General features: G+C 77.1%; 8 protein-coding genes. 6 read left to right on the top strand and 2 right to left on the bottom strand.

Annotated features, from left to right (window positions below; all coding sequences use genetic code 11):
* Window positions 1-45: 45 nt before the first annotated feature.
* Entirely contained in the window at window positions 46-1,398 is a 1,353-nt protein-coding gene (gene entS, locus ACYX4T_RS10835; protein ID WP_476014524.1) for an enterobactin transporter EntS, read from the bottom strand.
* A gap of 208 nt (window positions 1,399-1,606) precedes the next feature.
* Here entS and ACYX4T_RS10830 point away from each other — a divergent pair, with 208 nt between their 5' ends.
* The 4 genes from ACYX4T_RS10830 to ACYX4T_RS10815 are packed head-to-tail and all read left to right on the top strand — an operon-like array spanning window position 1,607 to window position 21,497.
* Complete coding sequence (locus tag ACYX4T_RS10830) at window positions 1,607-8,005, top strand: amino acid adenylation domain-containing protein (RefSeq protein WP_476014523.1); 6,399 nt, start codon at window positions 1,607-1,609, stop codon at window positions 8,003-8,005.
* On the top strand, window positions 8,002-19,575 hold the full coding sequence (locus ACYX4T_RS10825; RefSeq protein WP_476014522.1) for an amino acid adenylation domain-containing protein: 11,574 nt from the start codon (window positions 8,002-8,004) through the stop codon (window positions 19,573-19,575). The genes ACYX4T_RS10830 and ACYX4T_RS10825 overlap by 4 nt, the downstream gene beginning before the upstream one ends.
* Window positions 19,575-20,549 carry an ABC transporter substrate-binding protein gene (locus tag ACYX4T_RS10820; protein ID WP_476014521.1) on the top strand — a complete coding sequence of 325 codons (975 nt, stop codon included), beginning with the start codon at window positions 19,575-19,577 and terminating at the stop codon, window positions 20,547-20,549. The genes ACYX4T_RS10825 and ACYX4T_RS10820 overlap by 1 nt, the downstream gene beginning before the upstream one ends.
* Window positions 20,550-20,558: 9 nt before the next feature.
* A complete protein-coding gene (locus ACYX4T_RS10815; protein ID WP_476014520.1) occupies window positions 20,559-21,497 on the top strand; it encodes a methionyl-tRNA formyltransferase in 939 nt (312 codons plus the stop codon).
* 49 nt (window positions 21,498-21,546) lie between these two features.
* Here ACYX4T_RS10815 and ACYX4T_RS10810 read toward each other — a convergent pair whose 3' ends face one another.
* Complete coding sequence (locus ACYX4T_RS10810; RefSeq protein WP_476014519.1) at window positions 21,547-21,726, bottom strand: hypothetical protein; 180 nt, start codon at window positions 21,724-21,726, stop codon at window positions 21,547-21,549.
* A 260-nt stretch (window positions 21,727-21,986) separates the two neighbouring features.
* On the opposite strand from ACYX4T_RS10810, the gene ACYX4T_RS10805 reads away from it, so the two are divergent.
* Entirely contained in the window at window positions 21,987-22,769 is a 783-nt protein-coding gene (locus tag ACYX4T_RS10805; protein WP_476014518.1) for an electron transfer flavoprotein subunit beta/FixA family protein, read from the top strand.
* Between the two features lie 29 nt (window positions 22,770-22,798).
* Entirely contained in the window at window positions 22,799-23,758 is a 960-nt protein-coding gene (locus ACYX4T_RS10800) for an electron transfer flavoprotein subunit alpha/FixB family protein (protein WP_476014517.1), read from the top strand.
* Window positions 23,759-23,771: the final 13 nt, after the last annotated feature.

Genomic DNA, 23,771 nt, shown 5'->3' with positions numbered 1-23,771 from the left:
ACCCCGCGACCTGCGGAACGTGCCCCTCGCCGAGGGCGCCAGGCCCTACCGGCGCTCGCCCCCGGTCTCCTCGATCTCGGCGTCGGTCTCGAGGTCGCCGGCCGGCTCGATCTCCACCTCGGGCTCGAGCGGCGAGTGCTCGGGCACGCCGGTGGGGTGGGCGGCCCACTCGTCGTCGCGCAGGCTCACGCGCCGCAGCGGGGGCAGCGACGCGGCGAGGGCGGCGGTGGCGACGACGCACACCGCGCCCCCGGCGGCGATCGCCGGGCCCGGGCCGAGCAGGCGCGACGCGACACCCGCCTCGACACCGCCCGCCGAGGGCCCGACCGTGGCCTGGGCGAGCCAGACGCTGGAGACGCGACCCTGCAGGTGGTCGGGCGTGCAGTGCGCGAGCAGGGCCCGGCGCAGGACCTCGGAGATCATGTCGCAGGCGCCGGCGACGACGAGGAACCCGAGCGCCAGGGGCAGCGAGCCCGCGAGCCCGACACCGGCGATCGCGGCGCCGTAGAGCAGGACCGCGACCACGAGGACGCGGCCGGAGCGGTGCACGTGGGTGGTCCAGCCGCTGGTCAGGGCAGCGATCATCGCTCCGACCGCGGGCGCGGTGTAGAGCAGGCCGGCGGCCTCGGGGCCGGCGCCGAACACCTCGACGACGAGCTGCGGGAACAGGACGTAGGGCAGCGCGAACACCATCGCCGCGACGTCGATGAGCAGCACCCCGCGCACGACGCGGTGCCGCGCCACGAACGACGCGCCCTCGGCGATGGAGCGCAGCGGGCGGGCGGTCGGCGCGCCGTGCGGCGGGAGCGACGGCAGGAACCACAGCAGGGTGGTGGTGATCAGGGACCCGAGCGCGCAGAGCCCGTAGTTCACCGCGAGCCCCGGTCCGGCGATGAGCAGGCCGGCCAGCGACGGGCCGACCACCGCGCCGACCTGCGTGGACAGGGCGACGAGCGCGCCGGCGGCGGCGAGCTGCTCGCGTTCGACGATCGCGGGCGTCACGGCCATCAGCGCCGACTGGCTCACGGCGGTCGCGCCGTTGAGGCCGACGCAGAGGTAGATCAGCCAGAGCTGGGGCGTCGCGACGGAGGCGTTGATCGCCAGGACGGCGAAGACGAGGGTGGCCCCGCCGCGCGAGAGCAGGATGACGGTGCGCCGGTCGAAGCGGTCGGCGATGACGCCCCCGGCGAGCGTGCCCGCGAGCGTCGTGGTGCCGACGATCGCGCTCGCGACGCTGACCTGCAGCGAGGAGCGGGTCATCTCGAAGACCTGCCAGGGCACGCCCACCGTCGTGAGGGCGATGCCCAGGAGCGAGACGACCCGCGCCGAGAACACCAGCCGGAACGCCGGGCTCGACCGCAACGGGGACAGGTCGATCATCAGCCGCGAGGCCCGCACCCGCACCTCCCCTCCGAGGCCGTCCGGTCGCAGTAGGTGAGGCTATCCACACCCAGGTGGGCCGCGGCAACCCACCCGTGCGTGGTCGATCCGACACGCATCGTCGAGCGCAACGTGGTCCGCGTCGCGGTCGACCCCGGTTGCGGGTCGCAGGTTAGGCTTGCCAAACTCGCCGCGTCCGAGGGCCGGCGTGGGCGAGGAGGTGGGCGTGGTCGAGGCGTGCGATCTTCCCCTGACCGGCGCACAGGCAGGCATCTGGTTCGCCCAGCACCTGGACCCGTCCAACCCGATCTACACCACCGGGGAACGGGTCGACCTGCGCGGGCCGCTCGCGCCCGACGTGCTCGTCGCGGCGATCGGCGACGCGGTCGACGAGACCGACGCCCTGCACGTGCGGTTCACGACCGTGGACGGCGAGCCCCGCCAGGTCCCGCTGGCGCCGGGCGAGCGCGCGGCGTGGTCGGTGACGCGCGTGGACCTGCGCGGCGAGGCCGACCCCGAGGCGGCCGCCCGCGACTGGATGACGGGCGCGCTGGCGCAGCCGGTGGACCTCGACCGCGGACCGCTGTTCGCGCAGGCCCTGCTGCGCCTGGCCGACGACCGCCACGTCTGGTTCCACAGCTACCACCACGTGGTCATGGACGCGTACGGGTTCTCGCTGATCGCCCGCCGCGTCGCCGCCCTCTACGCCGCGCGGCTCGCCGTCGACGAGGCGCCGGCGCGCCGGGCCGGGACGCTCGCCGAGCTGGTCGGGGCCGACGCCGACGCCCGCGAGCGCCGCCGCGAGGACGACCGCGCGTTCTGGGCCGGCCGCTTCCCCGGTCCTCCCGAGCCCGCGAGCCTCGGGCGGGGGAGCCGGCGGTCGTCGTCGACGTTCCTGCGCCGCGGCAGCACCCTGCCGGCCGCGGCCGTCGAGGAGATGGAGGCCGCGGCCCGGGCCGCCGGCGGGCACTGGCCCGAGCTGGTCCTCGCCGCCGTCGCGGTCTACCTGCACCGGCTCGCGGGCGCGCCCGACGTCGTGCTCGGCGTGCCGATGATGGGCCGCCTCGGGGGCGACGCGTCCAAGGCGGCGGCCCGCACGCCCGGCATGCTCGTCAACATCGTGCCGCTGCGCCTCGCGCCGACCCCGGCGACGACGGTGGGCGAGCTGGTCGGCGCGGTCGCCGCCGAGCTCGCCGCGGTGCGCGACCACCAGCACTACCGCTTCGAGGACCTGCGCCGCGACCTGCGCCTCGACGCCGGCGACGGCGCGGCCGGCAGCCGGGGCGAGGCGGCGCTGGTCGGGCCGTGGGTCAACGTCAAGCCGTTCGCCGACAAGCTGCGCTTCGGCGCCGAGACCACGGGCACCGCGCGGCCGGTGTCGGGCGGGCCGGTGCACGACCTCGCGGTCAACGTGCAGCGCCAGCCCGACGGCAGCCTCGTCCTCGACCTCGACGCGAACCCCGCGACCTACGACGCCGAGGCGCTCGAGGGGCACCACCGGCGTCTCGCCGCCCTGCTGGCGACGTTCGCCGCGACCCCCCCCGACCGCGCGATCGGCGCGGTGCCGCTGCTCGACGACGAGGAGCGCGACGCCGCGCTCGCCGCCGGGACCGGCGCGCCGGTCTCGTCGCTGCCCGGCGGCGACCTCACCGCGGTGCTCGCCGCGGCCGCCGCCGCGCACCCCGACCGCGTCGCGGTGAGCGGCCCCGGCGGCCCGTCGCTGACCCACGCCGAGCTCGACCGGCGCGCCCGGGGCCTCGCCGCGCGGCTGCACGCCGCGGGCGCGGGACCGGAGGCGCTCGTCGCGATCGCCCTGCCGCGCACGCCCGACCTCGTCGTCGCCGTCCTGGCCTGCGTGCACGCCGGGGCGGGCTGGCTGCCGCTCGACACCGACGCGCCGCCGGCGCGGCTGGCGCTCGTCGTCGAGGACGCCGCGCCCACCCTCGCGCTCGTGGCGCCGGAGACCGCCGACGCGCTGCCGGGCGTGCCGGCCCTCGACGTGACGGCGGAGCCGGGCGAGCCGGGGGAGCTCCCGCCCGTCGACGACGCCCACGTCGCGCACGTCATCCACACCTCCGGGTCGACCGGGCGGCCGAAGGGCGTCGTGGTGCCGCGGGCCGCGTTGCGGACCTTCCTGCTCGACATGCTCGGGCGCTCCGGCCTGCAGCCGGGCGGGGAGCTGGTCGCGGTCACGACGGTCGGCTTCGACATCGCCGCGCTCGAGCTGCTCGTGCCGGTGCTCGCCGGCGCGGGCGTCGTCGTCGCGCCCCGGCGCACCGTCCAGGACCCCGCGGCCCTCGCCGACCTGCTGCGCGAGCACCCCGGCGCCGTCGTCCAGGCCACGCCGACGCTGTGGCGCGCGCTGGCCGACGTCGCGCCCGAGGTGCTCGCCGGGCGCACCGCGCTGGTGGGCGGCGAGGCCCTGCCGGCGTCGCTGGCCGCCGACCTCGACGCCGCCGGCGCCGACGTCACCAACCTCTACGGCCCCACCGAGACCACGGTGTGGTCGACGGCCGCCCATGTGAGCAGTTACCGCCCCTATGGGGGCGGCAACTACTCACATGGGGCACCCCCCATCGGCCGCGCCATCACCGGGACGCGCACGCGGGTGCTCGACCGCGCGCTGCAGGACGTGCCCGACGACGTCGTCGGCGAGCTCTACATCGCCGGCGCGGGCCTCGCGCGCGGCTACCTCGGGCGCCCGTCGCTGACCGCGTCCCGCTTCGTCGCCGATCCCACCGGCGAGCCCGGCGCGCGGATGTACCGCACCGGCGACCTCGTGCGCCGCGACGTGGACGGCGTGCTGCACTACGTCGGGCGCGCCGACGACCAGGTCAAGGTCCGCGGGCACCGCGTCGAGCCCGGCGAGATCGAGGCCGCGCTCGACGCCCTCGACGGCATCGCCCGCTCGGTGGTGTCGCTGCGCGGGGACCGCCTGGTCGCGCACGTGATCGCCGACGGCGGCGGGGCGCCGAGCACCGCGGAGGTCCGCGAGCGCCTCGCCGGGACGCTGCCCGAGCACATGCTGCCCGCGGCGGTCGCGGTGGTCGACGCGTTCCCGCTGACCGCCAACGGCAAGGTCGACAAGGCCCGCCTGCCCGCGCCGGTGCTCGACGCGGCGGCCCCGCGCCGCGAGCCCGCCGGACCGGTCGAGGCCGCGCTGTGCGCGATCGTCGCCGAGGTGCTCGGGGTCGCGTCGGTCGACCCCGACGACGACTTCTTCGCCCTCGGCGGCCACTCGCTGCTCGCCACGCGCGTCGTCGCCCGCGCCGGCGACCGGCTGGGCGGCACCCTGACCGTCCGCGACGTCTTCGACGCCCCGACGCCCGCCGGCCTGGCGGCGCGCCTCCGGGCGGGCGGGGACGACACCGTGCCGTCGCACGACGTCGCCCCGCTCGCGCCCCGCACCGACCGCGCCACCGAGCCCCCGCTCTCGCCCGCCCAGCAGCGGCTGTGGTTCCTGCACCGCCTGCACGGGCCGTCGCCGACCTACAACATCCCCGCCGTGCTGCGCCTGCGCGGCGCGCTCGACGCGGGCGCGCTGCGGGCCGCGGTCGGCGACCTCGTCGCCCGCCACGAGGCCCTGCGCACCGTGCCGCGCGAGGACGACGACGGCGTGGCGCGCCAGCACGTCGTGGCCGACCCCGAGGTGCCGTGGACGCGGGTGGAGCGTCCCGGCGACGTCGAGGCGGCGATCGACGAGGCCGCCCGGACCGTGATCGACGTCGGCACCGCGATCCCGGTGCGCGCGACCCTGGTCGGCGAGCACGACGACCACGTCCTCGTGCTCGTCGTGCACCACCTCGCCGCCGACGAATGGTCGCTCGCCACCCTCGCCGACGACCTCGCCGCCGCCTACGCCGCCCGCCGCGCGGGGCACGCGCCGGAGACCGCGCCGCTCGCGGTGCAGTACGCCGACCACACCGTCTGGGACGCCGCGCGCCTCGGCGATCCCGAGGACGCGGGCTCGCGGACCGGGGCGCAGCTGGCGTGGTGGCGCGAGCGCCTCGCCGGACTGCCCGAGGAGATCGCGCTGCCCACCGACCGGCCGCGGCCCGCCGAGCCCTCGGGCGCCGGCGGCGTCCTGCGGTTCACGGTGGACGGCGAGCTGCACCGGGGCGTCCGCGCGCTCGCCCGCGACACGGGCACGACGACGTTCATGGTGCTGCACGCGGCGTTCGCGGCCCTGCTCACCAGCATGGGCGCGGGCACCGACGTCGCGGTCGGCAGCCCCGTCACCGGGCGCACCGACCCCGCGCTCGACCCGCTGGTCGGGCTCTTCGTCAACAACGTCGTGCTGCGCGTCGACACCGGCGGCCACCCCACCGGCCGCGAGCTGCTCGCCCGGGTCCGCGAGACCGACCTCGACGCCGTCGCGCACGCCGACGTCCCGTTCGAACGGGTGGTGCAGGCGCTCGACCCGGGCCGCGCGCTCGCCCGGCACCCGCTGTTCCAGGTGATGCTGTCCTACCGGGAGGTGCGCGCGGAGGGCCCGTCGATGCCCGGTCTGGACGCGTCGCTCGAGCTGCGCGAGACCGGTACCGCCAAGTTCGACCTCACCGTCGACCTCACCGAGACCCGCGGCACCGACGGCCTCGAGGGGTTCGTCGAGTACGCCCGGGACCTCTACGACGAGGCCACCGTGCGGGCGCTGCTCGACCGGTGGCGGCGCCTGCTCGCCGCGCTGGTCGCCGAGCCCGACCGGGTCGTCGACACCCTGCCGCTGGTCGACGCCGCCGAGCACGACCGGCTCGTCGCCGCCGGCGTCGGGCCGCGCGCGGTGACCGACGGGCGCGCGCTGCCGGAGCGGATCGCCGCGGTCGCCGACGGGTCGCCGGACGCCGTCGCCGTGCGCTGCGGGGAGGAGACGCTGACCTACCGCGCGCTGGTCGACCGGGCGGGCGCGCTCGCCGGGGCGCTGCGCGACGCGGGCGCCGGGCCGGGCGCGCTGGTGGGCGTGGCGCTGCCGCGCACCCCGCAGCTGGTCGTGGCGCTGCTCGGGGTGCTGGCCTCCGGCGCGGCGTACCTCCCGCTGGACCCCGAGCACCCGGCGGCGCGCACGCAGCAGGTGCTCGACGACGCCGCGCCGGTGGCGGTCGTGGCCGAGAGCGGCGTCGAGGGGGTGACCGGGGTGACGGTGGTCGCGCCGGACGCGGTCGGGGGCGTGCCGCCCACCGCCGGCCCGGTCGGCGACGAGACCGTCTACACGATCTACACCTCGGGCTCGACGGGCCGGCCGAAGGGCGTCGTCGTCCCGGCGGGTGCGCTCGACGCGTTCCTCGGCGCGATGGGCGAGCGCCTGCCGCTCGGGCCCGGCGACCGGTGGGTCGCGGTGACGACGGTGTCGTTCGACATCGCCGCGCTCGAGCTGTGGCTGCCGCTGGTGCGGGGCGCCGAGGTGGTGCTCGCCCGGCGCGAGGAGATCCTGGACCCGCCGGCGTTGGCGTCACTGATCGCCGGCAGCACCGTCACCCAGGCGACGCCGACGCTGTGGCAGGCGCTGGTGTCCGACGAGGGCGTCGACCCGGCCGCGACGCTCGCGGGTGTGCGGGTGCTCGTCGGCGGCGAGGCGCTCCCGCCGGCCCTGGGCGCGCGCCTCGCCGCGGCCGCCGCCGAGGTCACCAACGTCTACGGCCCCACCGAGACGACGATCTGGTCGACGGCCGGTGATGTGAGTAGTTGCCTGCCCCATAGGGCAGGCAACTACTCACAGGGGATCGGGGGGCCGCTCGCCGGGGAGCGCGCGTACGTGCTGGGGGCGGGCCTGGCGCCGGTGCCCGACGGCGTGGTCGGCGAGCTCTACCTCGGCGGCGTCGGGGTCACCCGCGGCTACCACGCGCGCCCCGACCTCACCGCCGAGCGCTTCGTCGCCGACCCCCACGGCGCGCCGGGGGAGCGGATGTACCGCACCGGTGACCTCGCGCGCCGCGACCCCGACGGCGGCCTGCACTACCTCGGCCGCGTCGACGACCAGGTCAAGGTCCGCGGCTTCCGCATCGAGCTCGGCGACGTCACCGCGGCGCTCGAGGCCGCCGACGGGGTCGCCGCGGCCGCGGCGGTCGTGCGCGCCGGCGCCGGCGACGCGCCGGCGCGGCTGCTCGGCTATGTGACCGGAAGCGCCGACCCCGAGACCGACCCCGACCCCGACGCCGTGCGCGCCGCGGTCGCGCAGCGGCTGCCCGAGCACATGGTGCCGGTCGCGGTGACGGTGCTCGACGCGTTCCCGACCACCCCGAACGGCAAGATCGACACCCGCGCGCTGCCCGAGCCCGACATCTCCGAGGCGCCCGCCGGCCGCGCCCCGCAGACCGACGGCGAGCGCGCCCTGTGCGCGGTGTTCGCCGAGGTCCTCGACGTGCCCGAGGTGGCCGCGGTCAGCGCCGACAGCGACTTCTTCGCCCTCGGCGGCGACAGCATCGCCTCGATCCGCGTCGTCGGCCGGGCCCGGGCGCACGGCTGGGCGATCGCCGCGCGCGACGTGTTCACCCGCCGCACCCCGGCCGCGCTCGCCGCGGCCGCCACGCGGGTCGAGGAGACCGATGGCCACGCGGCGCCGAGCACCCCGATGGTGGCCCTCGACGAGGACGAGCTGGAGGATCTGGACGCGGAGTGGAGCGTCCCGTGACCTCCACGCGCGACGACCGCGCCGCCGCGAGCGGTCCGGCGGTCGCCGACGTCCTGCCCCTCTCGCCGCTGCAGGAGGGCCTGCTCTTCCTCGCGCGGTGGGCGGCGGGTGACGACGGCGCCGGCGGCGTCGACCCCTACACGATCCAGCTGCGCCTCGACGGTCACGGCCCGCGCCCCGAGCGGCTGCGCGCCGCGCTCGACGCCGTGCTCGCCCGGCACGACGTGCTGCGCGCCGCGGTCCGCGACCGCAAGCGCGGCGGCCCCGTCGCCGTGGTGCCCGCGACGACGGAGGTGCCCTGGCGCGAGGCCGACGTCACCGACGACACCGAGATCGAGGAGGCCTGCGAGGCCGAGCGCCTGCGCCCCTTCGACCTCGGCCGCCCGCCGCTGGTGCGCGCGCTGCTGCTGCGCCGCCGCGACGGTCGCTGGCGGCTCGCGATCACGCTGCACCACCTCGTGGTCGACGGCTGGTCGCTGGGCCCGCTGGTCACCGAGCTGCTCGACCACGCCGAGGGCCGCGAACCGGGCGCCGCGCCGGTGCCCTACCGCCGCCACCTCGAGTGGCTCGGCGAGCAGGACACCGGGGCGATGGCGCAGCGGTTCGCCGACGACCTCGCGGGCCTCGACGAGCCCACCCGCCTCGCGCCCGCCCCGACCGCCGCCGAGCACGCCCCCACCGACCTGCCCGCCGTCGTCGAGACCGCCCTCGACGGCCCGCTGGGCGACGGCCTCGCCGAGCTCGCGCGCGCCCGCGGCGTCACCACCGCGACCGTGCTCTCCGTGGTCTGGGGCCTGGTGCTGGCTCGCCTGACCGGCCGCGACGACGTCGTCTTCGGCACCACCGTGTCGGGCCGCCCGCCCGAGGTGGCCGGCGTGGAGTCGATCCTCGGGCTCTTCGTCAACACCGTGCCGGTGCGGGTCCGGCTGCGCCGCGGCGAGACGGTCGGCGCGCTGCTCGACCGCGTCCAGGACGAGCAGTCCGCCCGCTGGCCCGACCACCAGGCGAGCCTCGCCGAGGTCCAGCGCCGCGCCGGGATCGGCGAGCTCTTCGACACCCTGCTCGTCGTCGAGAACGTCGGCCTCGACCCGTCGGCGCTGGCCCGGCTCGCGCCGGACCTCGGCGTCGACGAGGTGACCATCCGCGACGCCACCCACTACCCGGTCAGCGTCGTCGCCCTGCCCGCCCACGGCGACGAGCCCGCCCGGCTGCGCCTCGTGCACCGGCCCGAGCGGGTCGGCGCCGACGACGCCCGCGCGCTGCTGCAGAGGATCGAGCGGGTCCTGCACGCGGTGGTCACCGACCCCGACCGCCGGGCCGACGACGTCGACGTGCTCGACGACGACGAGCGACGCCACCTCGTGCTCGACCTCAACGACACCCGCGTCGACGTCGCCCCGCGCACGTGGCCGGCGATGTTCGACGCCGCGCACGAGGCCGCGGGCGACGACGCGATCGCCCTCGTCCACGGCGACGAGCAGGTCACGTGGGGCGAGCTCGCCGAGCGCTCCGGCCGCCTCGCCCGCGCCCTCGTCGCGGCCGGCGCCCGCCCCGAGCGCGTCGTCGCGGTGTCGCTGCCGCGCTCGGTCGAGCTGTTCGTCGCCCTGGTCGCCGTGCTGCGCTCCGGCGCGGCGTTCCTCGCGCTCGACCCCGACTACCCGCCCGACCGGCTCGCGTTCATGCTCGACGACGCCGACCCGGTCGTTCTGGTCGGCGGGGACGACCTGCCCACCGACGCCCCGCGGATCGCCGCCGACACCGACAGCGATACCGACACCGACACCGACGCTCCCGGGACCGCGCTCCCGGCGCCGGACCCGGAGAACGCCGCCTACCTCGTCTACACCTCGGGGTCGACGGGCCGGCCCAAGGGGGTCGTCGTGCCGCACACCGGCGTCGCGGACCTCGTCGCGACGGCGCGCCGCACGCTGGGGGTCGCGCCGGGCTCGCGCGTCTCGCAGTTCGCGTCGGTGAGCTTCGACCTCGCGGTGTTCGAGATGTCGATGGCGCTGTGCGTGGGCGGGACGCTCGTCGTGGTGCCGACCGAGCTGCGCGCCCCCGACGCCGAGCTCGCCGCCTACCTGGTCCGCCACGGCGTCACCCACGCCGCGCTGCCGCCGTCGGTGTCGGGCGCGCTGCCCGCCGACGTCACGCTGCCCGAGGACATGACGCTGCTGGTCGGCACCGAGGCCGTGCCGCCCGAGCTGGTCGCGCGCTGGGCGCCGGGCCGGACGCTGGTCAACGCGTACGGGCCGACCGAGGTCACCGTCAACGCGACCTTCGGCGACCTGTCCGGACGGGCCGGCGCCGACGCCGTCGCCACGCACCGCGCCGCGCCGATCGGGGTGCCCGACGTCAACGGGCGCGCCTACGTCCTCGACCGTCGGCTGCGCCCGGTCGCGCCCGGCGTCGTCGGCGAGCTCTACCTCGCGGGCGCGGGCCTGGCGCGCGGCTACCGCGGGCGGCCCGACCTCACCGCCGACCGGTTCGTCGCCGACCCCTTCGGCGCGCTGTTCGACGAGCCCGGGGCGCGGATGTACCGCACCGGCGACCTGGTGCGCCGCCGCCCGGCCACCACCCGCGACGGCGCGCCCGACCCGTGGCCCGAGCAGCTGGAGTACCTCGGCCGCGCCGACGACCAGGTGTCGCTGCGCGGGTTCCGCGTCGAGCTCGGCGAGGTCGGCGCGGTGCTCGCCGCCGACCCCGCCGTCGCGCAGGCCGTCGCCGTGGTCCGCCGCGACGGGCCGTCGGCGCGCCTCGTCGCGTACGTGACGCCCGAGGGCACGGCCGACACGGCCGTCCCCGACCCCGCCGACCTGCGGCGACGCGCGTCGCGGGCCCTGCCCGAGCACATGGTGCCCGGCGACGTCGTCGTGCTCGACGCGTTCCCGCTGACCGCGAACAACAAGATCGACCGGGCGCGGCTCCCGGCGCCCGAGCGCAGCGTCGACGCCGGCGGCCGCGCCCCGGCGACCGAGGCCGAGCAGGCGCTCACGACGGTCGTCGCGGGGGTGCTGGGCCTGGACGAGGTCGGCGTCGAGGACGACTTCTTCGCCCTCGGCGGCGACAGCATCGTCTCCATCCAGCTCGTCTCCCGCGCGCGCCGGGCCGGGTGGACGATCACCCCGCGCCAGATCTTCGAGGCGCGCACGCCGGCGGGGCTCGCGGCCGTGGCCGTCCCCGTCGACGGCGCACGCCCCGCCGCGGCCGCCGACGGCACCGGGACGGTGCCGCTGACGCCGATCCAGCGCCGGCTCGTCGCCCGCCCCGGGCCGATCCGCACCTACCACCAGCGCGTCGTGCTCACCGTCCCGCCGGGCGCGGACCCGGTGCCCGCGCTGCAGGCGGTGCTCGACACCCACGACCTGCTCCGCGCGCGCCTCACCGACGACGCGCTGGAGGTGCCCGCGGCGGGGTCGGTGCGCGCCGGGGACGTGCTGGCGCGCGTCGAGGGCGACGTGGACGAGGTCGCCCGCACCACCGCCGAGCGCCTCGACCCGCGCGCGGGCCGGATGGTCGCCGCGTCCTGGCTGCCCGGCCGGCTCGTGCTCGCCGTGCACCACCTCGTCGTCGACGGGGTGTCGTGGCCGGTCCTCGTGGGCGACCTCGCCGCCGCCGCGGCGGGGCAGGCGCTCGAGCCGGTGCCGACGCCGTTCCGCGCGTGGGCGCAGGCGCTGGTCGCGACCGCCGAGGAGCGCCGCGACGAGGTGCCCGCCTGGCAGGAGGTCCTCGAAGGCGGCGGCTCAGCACTCGCGCGCCGCCCGCTCGACCCGGCACGGGACACCGTCGCCACCACGCGCCACCACCACGTCGAGCTGGAGCCCGCGGTCACCGAGGTGCTGCTCGGGGCGTTGCCGGCGTCGGTGCGCGGCGGGGTGGACGACGTGCTGGTCACGGCGCTGGCGCGGGCGGTGGGGCGGGTCGCGGGCGGTTCGTCGCTGCTCATCGACCGCGAGCGCCACGGCCGCGAGCCGGCCGCGGTGCCGGGCGAGCCGGACCTCACGCGCACGGTCGGCTGGTTCACCGCGACGCACCCGGCGCGGGTGCCGCTGCCGTCCGGGGACCTCGGCCGGTCGCTCAAGGCCGTCAAGGACGCCCTGCGCGCGACCCCCGGCGACGGGCTGGGCTTCGGGCTGCTGCGCGACGTCGTGGGCGTGGACCTCCCCGCGGGGCCGGAGCTGCTGGTCAACTACCTCGGCCGGACGGGGCCGTCGGAGGACGGGTCCTGGAGCCCCGCGCCCGAGGCGCCGGCGATGAGCGGCGGCGGGGACGACGCGATGCCCGCCGCGCACGCGCTCGAGGTCAACGCCCGCACCGAGGACCGCGAGGACGGGCCGCACCTCGTCGCGCGGTGGAGCTGGCCGGACGGGGTGCTGACCGAGGAGGACGTCACCGCCCTCGCCGCCGCCTTCGCCGACGCCTGCCGCGAGCTCGCCGCCGCGCGCGACGCGATCGGCGGGCCCACGCCGTCGGACTTCCCGACCGTCGCGCTCACCCAGGACGACGTCGACGCGCTGGCGGGGCGGGGCGAGCTGGTCGACGTCGTGGCCCCGGCGCCGCTGGCCGAGGGGATGCTGTTCACCTCGCGGTTCGAGGGCGCCGCCGAGCTCCATGTCGAAGAAGGCCTCGACGGTGACGACGTCTACGCGGTGCGCCTGGAGATCGACCTCGACGGCGAGGTCACCGAGGCCGACGTCGCGGCCCTGCACCGCGCCTTCGCCGCCCTGACCGTCCGCCACGACGCCCTGCGCGAGACCTTCCCGACCGTCTCCTCCGGGCGCCCCGTGACGCGGATCGGCGCGCCGGGGGCGGACGGCCTCGTGCGCCTCGAGGTGCACGGGACGACGCTGCACCTGGTCAGCCACCACGCGGTGCTCGACGGCTGGTCGATCCCGGTGGTCGTGCGCGAGCTGTTCGCGCTGTGGTCGGCGGCGCGCGAGACGGACGGGTCCGCGGCCGAGGTGCTGGAGCGCGCCGCCCTGCCCCCGGCCCTGCCGCACCGCGACCACCTCCACCGCCTCGCCGCCGCCGACCACGCCGCCGCCCTGGGCACGTGGCGCGACGCCCTCGGCGACCTCGACGGCCCCACCCGGATCGCGGGCGAGGGACGTGACCCGGGCGCGCCCGCCGTGGCGTCGCGCGTCGTGGGGCTCGGCGACGCGCTCGCCGCGCTGGCCCGCGAGCGGGGGGTGACGCTGTCGTCCGTGCTGCAGGTGGCGTGGGCCCAGGTGCTGCGCGTCGCCACCGGGCGCGACGACGTCGTCCTCGGCCAGACCGTGTCGGGGCGCCCGCCGGACGTCGACGGCATCGACACCGCGGTCGGCCTCTACATCGCGACGGTCCCGGTGCGGGTGCGCGCCCGGCCCGGCGACACGCTCGCCGGGCTCGTCGCGCGCACCCAGTCCGAGCAGGCGGCGCTGCTCGACCACCAGGGCGTCGGCCTGCCCGCGATCCAGCGCGCGGTGGGACTGGGCGAGCTGTTCGACACCCTGCTCGTCGTCGAGAACTACCCCCTCGACGAGAGCGCGGTGTCCGACGCCCTGCCCGACGGGCTGGCCGTCGCCGCGGTGCGCAGCCACGACGCCCCGCACTACCCGGCGAGCCTCGTCGTGACGCCTCGCCCCGACGGGCTCGTGCTCCAGCTCGACCACCGCACCGGCGTCGTGTCGACCGCCGACGCCGAGGTGCTCCTCGACCGCGTCGAGCGGGTGCTGACCGCGCTGGTCGAGGCCCCGGACACCCCGCTCGCGCGCCTCGACCTGCTCGGCGACGACGAGCGGGACGCCGCCCTGGCCGCGGCGCACGGGCCCACGGCGGTGCGCGACGGGCGCTCGCTACCCGTGCGCCTCGCCGCGGTGGCCGCCGCGGCGCCCGACGCGGTCGCGGTGCGCTGCGGCGACGCGGAGCTGACGCGCGGGGAGCTCCAGGAGCGCTCCGCGGCGCTGGCCGGCGCGCTGCGGGAGGCCGGCGCGGGCCCGGGCGCGCTGGTCGGGGTGGCGTGCGAGCGCTCGCCCGACCTCGTCGTCGCCCTGCTCGCCGTGCTGCGCACCGGGGCGGCGTACGTCCCGCTCGACCCCGGCTACCCGGCGGCGCGGATCGCGCAGGTGCTCGACGACGCGGCGCCGGTCGCGGTCGTCGGGGACGCGGCGGCGCTGCCGGCCGGCACGACGGTGGTGGACCCGCGGGCGCGCGGCGGCGAGGGGCCGCTCGCGGGCCCGGTCGGCGACGAGACCGTGTACGTCATCCACACCTCGGGCTCCACCGGGCGCCCCAAGGGCGTCGTGATCCCGGCGGGCGCCCTCGACGCGTTCCTCGGCGCGATGGACGCGCGGCTGCACCTCGGCGCCGACGACCGGTGGGTGGCCGTGACGACGGTGTCGTTCGACATCGCCGCCCTCGAGATCTGGCTGCCGCTGCTGGCGGGCGCCGAGGTGGTGCTCGCCCGGCGCGAGGACCTGCTCGACCCGCCGCGCCTGGCGTCGCTCATCGCGGCGGGCCCCGGGCGCACCGTCGTGCAGTCGACCCCGACGCTGTGGCAGGCGCTGCTCGCCGACGACCGCGTGGACCCGGCCGCGACCCTCGAGGGCGTGCGGGTCCTCGTCGGCGGCGAGGCCCTCCCGCCCGCCCTGGGCGACCGCCTCGCCGCCGCCGCCGCCGAGGTCACGAACGTCTACGGCCCCACCGAGACCACGATCTGGTCGACGGCTGCGCATGTGAGCAGTTACCGCCCCTATAGGGGCGGTAACTGCTCACGTGGAGTCGGGCGGCCGCTGGCCGGCGAGCGGGCCTACGTGCTGGACGCGGCGCTGCGCCTGCTGCCCGCGGGGGTCGCGGGCGAGCTGTGGATCGCCGGCGCCGGGGTGGCGCGCGGCTACCACGCGCGCCCGGCACTGACCGCGGAGCGATTCGTCGCGGACCCCCACGGTCCGCCCGGGGAGCGGATGTACCGCACCGGCGACCTCGCGCGCCGCGACGCGGACGGCACGCTGCACCCGCTGGGCCGGGCCGACGACCAGGTCAAGGTCCGCGGCTTCCGCATCGAGCTCGGCGAGGTCACCGCGGCAATGCAGGCCGCCGACGGCGTGTCCGCCGCGGCCGCCGTCGCCCGCCCCGGCGAGCACGGCTCCCCGGCGCGCCTGCTCGGCTACGTCGTCCCCGCCGGTGGCGCGGTGCTCGAGCCCGCCGCGGTCCGCGACGCCGTCGCCGCGCGCCTGCCCGAGTACATGGTGCCGTCGGTGGTCACGGTGCTCGACGCCCTGCCGACCACCCCCAACGGCAAGGTCGACACCCGCGCCCTGCCCGCCCCCGACGTCGAGGCCACCGCCGGCCGCCCGCCGTCGGGACCCGTGGAGGAGGCGCTCGCCGCGGTCGTCGGCGGTGTGCTCGAGCGCCGGATCAGCGCCGAGGACGACTTCTTCGCCCTCGGCGGCGACAGCATCCTCGCGGTCGCCGTGGTCGGGCGGGCCCGCGCGGCCGGGATCGCCGTCACGCCGCGGCAGGTGTTCGAGCAGCGCACCGTCGCCGGGCTCGCGGCGGTCGCCGGCACGACGGACGACACGGCGCAGCAACAGCGGCCGGTCGTCGTGCTCGCCGACGCCGAGCGCGCCGCCGTCGCCGCGCGCGTCCCCGGCGGCCCCGGCAACGTCGTCGACGTCGTCCCCCCGAGCCCGCTGGCCGAGGGACTGCTGTTCCTCGCCCGCCTCGGCGCGGACGCCGGCGGCGACGTCTACACCATCCAGCTGCTCGTCGACCTCGACGGACCCGTCGACCCCGACGCCCTGCGCGCGGCCGTGCAGACCGTCGTCGACCGCCACGACGCCCTGCGCACCGTCTACCCCGACGGCCCCGACGGGCGCCCGGTCGGCGTCGTCCTGCACCACGTCGACCTGCCCTGGCGGACCACGACCGACGACCCGCAGCAGGTCGCCGACGCCGAGCGCGGCCGGACCTTCGACGTCGCCGACGGCCCGCTGCTGCGCGCGGTGCTCGTGCCCCGCGACCGGACGCGGCACCGCCTCGTGCTGACCTTCCACCACGTCGCGATCGACGGCTGGTCCATGCCGATCGTGCTGCGCGAGACCCTCACCGCCTGGGAGGGCCGCGCGCTCCCCGAGGCCCCGCGCTACCGCGACCACCTCGTCGCGCTGGCCGCCCGCGACGCCGACGCCGACCTCGCCGTGTGGCGCGGCGCCCTGGCCGGCGTCACCGCCCCGACGCGCGCGGTGGAGATCCCCCACGCCGACCGCGCCGTCCTGCCGCACCGCACCCCGGTGCCGCTGGCCCCGGACGTCGCGGCCCGGGTCGCGGTGACCGCGCGGCGCCTCGGCGTCACCGTCGCGACGGTGCTGCAGGCCGCGTGGGGCGTGCTGGTCGGACGCGCCGCGGGCGGGCCGGACGCGGTGTTCGGCCAGACGGTGTCCGGGCGCGGCTCCGGCGAGGCGAACGACGCCGTCGGCCTGTTCATCAACACCGTCCCGGTGCGCGTCGTCGAGCGCCCCGCGGAGACCCTCGCCGACCTGCTCGTCCGCGTCGGCGCCGAGCAGGCCGCGCTGCTCGACGTCGGGCACGTCGGGCTCGCCGCCATCCAGCGCGCGGTCGGCGTCGACGATCTGTTCGACACCCTGCTCGTCGTCGAGAACTACCCGGTCGACCGCGACGCGGTGCGCGAGCGCGGCCCGGCCGGGGTCACCGTCGCCGACGTCGGCGGGCGCGACGCCACGCACTACCCGCTGGTGCTCGTCGCCGCCCTCGGCGCCGCCGGTGCGCCCGACCTGCACCTCGCCCACCGCCCCGACGCCGTCGACGACGGCGCGGCCGCGACCTGGACGGCGCGCCTGGCCCGCCTGCTCACCGCGGTCGCCGACGCCCCGGACACCCCGCTCGCGCGCCTCGACCTGCTGGCCGACGACGAGCGCCGGCGTGTCCTCGTCGAGTGGAACGCCACCGACGTCGACGCCGGCGACGGCACCTGGCCCGCCCTGTTCGCGGCGCGGGTCGCCGCGCACCCCGACGCGCCGGCGGTGGCGGCCGAGGACGCCGACGGCAGCCCCCGGCTCACGACCTACGGCGAGCTCGCCGCCGACGCCGGGCGGATCGCCGCGGCCCTGCACGCGCGTGGGATCGGGCGGGGCGACGTGGTCGGGGTGGCGCTGCCCCGCTCGGCGGTGCTCGTCGCCGGGCTCGTCGGCGTCCTCACCGCGGGCGCGGCGTACCTCCCGCTCGACCCGGACTACCCGGCCGCGCGCCTGGCGTTCATGCTCACCGACTCCCGCGCCCGCGTCGTCCTGACCACCGCCGACACCGCGGCGGGCCTGCCCGCGGTCGACGGCGTGGAGCTCGTCGACATCGGCGACCTGACCGGCGACCTGCCCGACGCCCTCGCCGACGACCCGGCGCCCGCCGTCCCGCACCTCGTCCCCGACGACGCCGCCTACCTGATCTACACCTCGGGCTCGACGGGCCGGCCCAAGGGCGTCGTGCTCCCGCACCGCGTGGTGCCCTCGCTCGTCGCGACGGCGACCGACCGGCTCGGGGTGCGCGCCGGGGCGCGCGTGCTGCAGTTCGCGTCGGTCAGCTTCGACGTCGCGTTCTGGGAGCTGACGATGGCGCTGCTCACCGGCGCGCGCCTCGTCGTGGCGCCGTCGCGGGTGCGGCTGGCCGACCCGGTGCTGACGACGTTCCTCGCCGACCAGGGCTTCGGCCCCGGCGACGTGACGATCCTGCCGCCGTCGCTGGTCGCGGCCCTGCCCCCGGATGCGGACCTGCCCGACGGGTCGGTGCTGCTCGTGGGCACCGAGGCGGTGCCGCCCGCGATCGTCGAGCGCTGGGCGGCACGGCTGCGGGTGTTCAACGCGTACGGGCCCACCGAGGTCGCCGTCAACTCCACCCTCGGCGAGGCCGACCCTGCCGACGCCGCCGGCGGCCGCATCCCGATCGGCGTGCCCGACCCGAACACCCGCGCCCTCGTCCTCGACGCCGCCCTGCGCCCGGTGCCGCCCGGTGGGGTCGGCGAGCTCTACCTCGCGGGCCCGGGGCTGGCCCGCGGCTACCACGACCGGCCCGCGCTGACGGCCGAGCGCTTCGTCGCCGACCCGTTCGGTGACCTGCTGGGGACCCCCGGCGACCGCATGTACCGCACCGGCGACGTCGTGCGCCGCCTGCTCGACGGGCGGCTCGACTACCTGGGGCGCGCCGACGACCAGGTCAAGGTCCGCGGCTTCCGCATCGAGCTCGGCGAGGTCGCCGCCGCGGTGTCGGCCGCGCCCGGGGTGGACCGCGCGGTGGTCGACACCCGCCCCGGCCCCGGCGGCGACGCGCGGCTGGTGGCGTGGGTCGTCCCGGAGACCGGCGGCGAGCTCGACGCCGTCCGCACCCACCTCGAGCAGACCCTGCCCGCCCACCTGGTCCCGTCCGACCTCGTGCGGCTGGACACCGTCCCGGTGCTGCCGACCGGCAAGGTCGACCGCGCCGCGCTGCCCGCCCCGAGCGGCGCCGCGGGCGGCACCCCGCCGCGCACCGACGCCGAGCGGGACGTGGCCGCGGTGTTCGCCGAGGTCCTCGACGTCGCGCCGGAGCAGGTCGGCGTCGAGACCGCGTTCGCCGACCTCGGCGGGCACTCGCTGCTGCTCGCGGTGCTGCGCACCCGCCTCGCCGACCGCCTGGGCCTGACCGTCCCCGTCGCCGAGCTGATGCGACGCCCGACCGTCGCCGACGTCGCGGCGCTGGTCGGGGACTCGGCCGCGGACTCGGCAGCGGAACCGGCAGCGGGCGCCGGCGCGCTCGACCCCGTCCCGCTGCGCCGGGCCCCGGGGCGCCCGCTGGTGCTGCTGCCCGGCGCCGGCGGTGTCGTGCACCCCTACACCGCGCTCGCCGCGCAGGTGCCCGACCGCGCGGTGTGGGCGCTGCCCGGCCGCGAGCTGGGCGACCCGGACTTCGCGCCGGCCACGCTCGACGACGTCGCCGCCGACCAGCTCGCGCGCCTCCGCGAGGTCGCGCCGACCGGCCCCTACGACCTCGCCGGCTGGTCGTTCGGCGGCGTCGTGGCGCACGCGGTCGCCGTCGCGCTGCGCACCGCCGGGGAGGAGCTCGGGTCGCTGACCCTGCTCGACGCCTGGCCGGGTGAGGGGAGGGGTGGCGGGGACGTCGACCCCGTCGCCTTCCTCGCCGAGGTGCTCGGTGTGCCGGCGACGTCGGACCCCGACGCGCTGGCCGCCGCGGTCGCCGCCCGCCCGGAGCTCGCGGGCCTCTTCCCGCCGCCGGTGCTCGAGGGGGCGCTGCGCCACGTGCGGCACGCGGTGCCGGCGCTCGCCGCGCACCGGCCCGCGCCGCTCGCCACCGACGCCACGGTGACCGTCGTCGTCGCCGTCCCCGACGACCGCGGGGACCCCGACGAGCGTGACGCCCGGCTCGCCGACGCCCGCGGGCGCTGGGGCCCCGTGCTCCCCGCCCATGCCCGCTACCGACCGGTCGCGGCCTCCCACCACGGGCTGCTGCGACCGGGCGCCGTCGAGACGGTCGGCGCCCTGCTCACCGACGTGCTCGCATCCCCGACCCCCGAGGAGACCCCCTGATGGCCCACCACGCCCTTCCCGGCCTGTCCCGGCGCGGCTTCCTGGCCGGCGCCGGCGGCGTGGCCGCCACCCTCGCGCTCGCCGCGTGCGGTGGCGGCGGAGAGTCCGGCGGGTCGGCCGGCGGCGCCGTGCGCACGGTCCAGAGCGCGAACGGGCCCGTCCAGATCCCGGCGGATCCGCAGCGCATCGTCTGCACCGACTTCTACACGACCTACGCCCTGCTCGACGTCGGCGTCACCCCCAGCGGGACCGCGCAGGCGACCCTCGGTGGCGTGCTACCGGAGTACCAGCAGGTCTACGACACGATCCCGAAGGTCGGGTCGCCGACGGCGCTGAACTTCGAGGCGATCGCGGCGCAGGGACCCGACCTCATCCTCGGCACGCAGGTCCCGAGCCTGCCCGCCGACCTCGGCGCGCGGCTCTCGGGCATCGCCCCCACCGTGCTGCTGCCGTCGGGCTCGGTGCCGGGCAGCTGGAAGGAGCGCGCGATCCAGACCGCGGAGGTCGTCAACCGCGGCCCCCAGGGCCTGCAGGTCAAGGAGGGCTACGACCAGCACGCCCAGCGCATCCGGGAGCAGTACGCGTCGACCCTCGGGCGCACGACCTGGGCGCTGGTGCGCGGCAGCTCGGGCGGGGTGTTCTGGTCCGACTACCCGACCTCGTGGAGCGGCGTGGTGCTCGCCGACTCCGGCTTCCGGTTCGGGCAGTTCGCGGCGGGCAAGACCGGCGCGGGCGGGCGGCTGTCCTACGAGCAGGCCACCCAGCTCGACGACTGCGACGTGATCCTGCACCTGGCCGACACCCAGGGCGGGGTCGACGCCAACACGCAGACGCTGCTCGCGCAGCCGGCGTTCCAGCAGGTCCGGGCCGTGCGGGAGGGCCGCCTGTTCCCGCTGCCCAACTACTACTGCAGCCACTACAAGCAGGGCGAGGCGGTCCAGAGCTACCTCGAGACCATCCTGCCGCGAGTCTGAGGAGCGATCGTGCGCGTCGTCCTGTTCGGCTACCAGAAGTGGGGCGCCCGGCTCCTCGCCGCGCTCCTCGCGTCACGGCACGAGGTCGTGCTGGCGGTCAGTCACCCGGAGGAGGGGGAGTGGGCGCCCGCGATCTTCGCCGAGTCGATGGGTGACCTCGCCCGCTCCCGCGGCATCCCCGTGGTCTACCGCGAGAAGGCGGTGGACGCGGAGCTGGTGACGGCGATCGAGGAGGCCGGCGCGGAGATCGGGCTGGCCTGCAACTGGCGCACGTGGATCAGCCCCGAGGTGTTCTCGGCGCCCACGCGCGGGACGGTGAACACCCACGACTCGCTGCTGCCGAAGTACGCGGGGTTCTCCCCGCTGAACTGGGCGCTCATCAACGGCGAGAGCCAGGTCGGGATCACCGCGCACTGGATGGACGCCGACCTCGACCGGGGCGACATCATCACCCAGCGCACGGTGCCGGTGACGCCGACCGACACCACCGAGGACCTCTTCCACCGCACCGTCGGGCTGTTCGGGGAGCTCTCGCTCGACGCCTTCGACCGCATCGAGCACGGGCCCCACGAGTGGCTGCGCCAGGACCCCGAGCACGCGTCGTTCTTCCACAAGCGCGCCGACCCGGACAACAGGATCCACTGGGACCGCTCGGCGCGGGACCTCGTCAACCTCGTGCGCGCACAGACCGGGCCGTACCCGAACGCCTGGTGCCTGCACGACGGACGGCGCCTGCGGGTGCTCGAGGCGTCGGTGTCGCGGGAGAGGGCCGGCGGGACCCACGGGCGTGTGTTCGCGCGCGAGGGGCGCGGGGTCATCGTCGTCGCCGGTCCGGAGGCCTGGCGGGGCGGGCGGCACGGTCTGGTGCTGCAGCGGGTCAAGGACGACCGGGACGTCGAGCACGTCGCCGGCGACTACTTCCGGCGGATGGGCGACTACCTCACCTGACGTGCGGCGCCGCGTCCCGGGAGCCCGGGGCGCGGTGCCGCCGAGCCGTCTAGCGGTGGCCGCCGGGGGCGCCGCCGTGCCCGCCGCCCTTGCCCCGGAACTTGTTGATCATGTCCTGCGCCTTCGCGCGGTTCTTGGGGTCCGACGCGTAGCGCTTCGCCTGGTCGGCGTACTTGCGACCCTGCGGACTGCGCAGGAACTCGCTGACCTTGGAGAACAGACCGGGCACGACGACTCCTCACGGAGGGCGAGGCGGTCTTTCCGCCCCGTGTCCGTCCACGATATCGCCCTATCCGGGCGCTTTCGGGTTACTGCGCAGTAGGGCCCTACACCCTACTCGTCAGTAACATGAGAGGCGAACGCCACGCTGCCGATGGGCACCGGGCGTGGGAGAGTCAGGGCAGAAGGTAAGTTACCGACGAGTATCTTACCGGGCGGTAACAGCGTCCCACCGGGACGGATGCGAGCACAGGAGGTCGCAGCAGGCCCATGAACATCGTCGTGCTGATCAAGCAGGTGCCCGACACCTGGTCGGAGCGCACCCTCTCCGACGCCGACAAGACGCTCGACCGCGCGTCGTCCGACGCGGTGCTCGACGAGATCAACGAGCGCGCCGTCGAGGAGGCGCTCAAGATCAAGGAGGCGGGTGACGCCGAGGTCACCGTGCTGACCGTCGGGCCCGACCGCGCCACCGACGCCATCCGCAAGGCCCTCTCGATGGGCGCCGACAAGGCGGTCCACGTCAACGACGAGGCCATCCACGGCTCCGACGCCGTGACCACGGCGAGGATCCTGGCCAAGGCGATCGGCACCGTCGACGACGTGCAGCTGGTGCTCGCCGGCAACGAGGCCACCGACGGCCGCAGCGGCGCGATGGCCGGCATGCTGGGCGAGGTGCTGGGCTGGCCGTCGCTGACCCACGCGAACGAGCTGACCGTCGAGAACGGCACCGCGAGCATCAAGCGCGAGACCGACGAGGGCACCTGCGACGTCACCGCGTCGCTGCCCGCCGTCGTCAGCGTCGGCGAGAAGATCAACGAGCCGCGCTACCCCTCGTTCAAGGGGATCATGGCCGCGAAGAAGAAGCCGGTGAACGCGGTCGGCATCTCCGACCTCGGCCTCTCCGCGGACGAGGTCGGTCTCGCGGGCTCGCTGGTGCAGGTCGACTCCTTCGCCCCGCGGCCCCCGAAGTCGGGCGGTCAGAAGGTCGAGGACGAGGGCGACGGCGGCGCGAAGATCGCCGAGTTCCTCGTCGGCCAGAAGCTCATCTGATCCACCCCACCGACACCGAGAGGAGAACCATGGCCGAGGTCCTGGTCCTCGTCGACCACGTCGACGGGGAGATCAAGAAGAACACCTACGAGATGCTCACGGCGGCGCGCCGCCTGGGCGAGCCGTCGGCGGTCGTCGTCGGCACCCCGGGCACGGCGGCGAAGCTCGCCGAGGGCCTGGCCGCGCACGGCGCGGAGAAGGTCTACGTCGCCGAGTCCGACGACGCGGTGAACTACCTGTCGACCCCGCAGGTCGACGCGCTCGCGACGCTGGTCGAGCGGGTCTCCCCGCCGGCCGTGCTCATCCCCGCGGGCGCCGACGGCCGCGAGGTCGCGGGCCGCCTGGCCGTGCGCACCAACTCGGGCTGGCTCAACGACCTCGTCGAGGTCGACGGGCAGCGGGAGGGCACCCACTCGATCTTCGGTGGTGCCTTCACGGTCCAGTCCCGCGCGACCACCGACACCGCGGTGATCTCGTGGCGCGCCGGCTCGATCGAGATCGAGGAGCAGGCCGGCGCCGGCACGCAGGAGACCGTCGAGGTCCCGGCGATCGACGGGTCGACGTCCGGCAAGGTGTCGAACCGCCAGCCGATCGTCGGCGGCGACCGCCCGGAGCTCACCGAGGCCAACGTCGTCGTCGCGGGCGGCCGCGGCGTCGGGTCGGCGGAGAACTTCGACGTCGTCGAGACCCTCGCGGACTCGCTGCACGCCGCGGTGGGCGCCTCGCGCGCCGCCGTCGACTCCGGCTACTACCCCAACCAGTTCCAGGTGGGGCAGACCGGCAAGACGGTCTCGCCGCAGCTCTACATCGCGCTGGGCATCTCCGGCGCGATCCAGCACCGCGCCGGGATGCAGACCTCGAAGACCATCGTCGCGGTCAACAAGGACCCCGAGGCGCCGATCTTCGAGATCGCCGACTACGGCGTCGTCGGCGACCTGTTCTCGATCAGCCCGCAGCTGACCGAGGAGGTCAAGAAGCGCGGCTCGTAGGGGCGCGCCTGTT

Source organism: Actinomycetospora sp. ABD4_176 (assembly GCF_056311855.1).
Note: the sequence above shows the minus strand (reverse complement) of the source record. Positions and strands in the feature narration are given on the sequence as shown.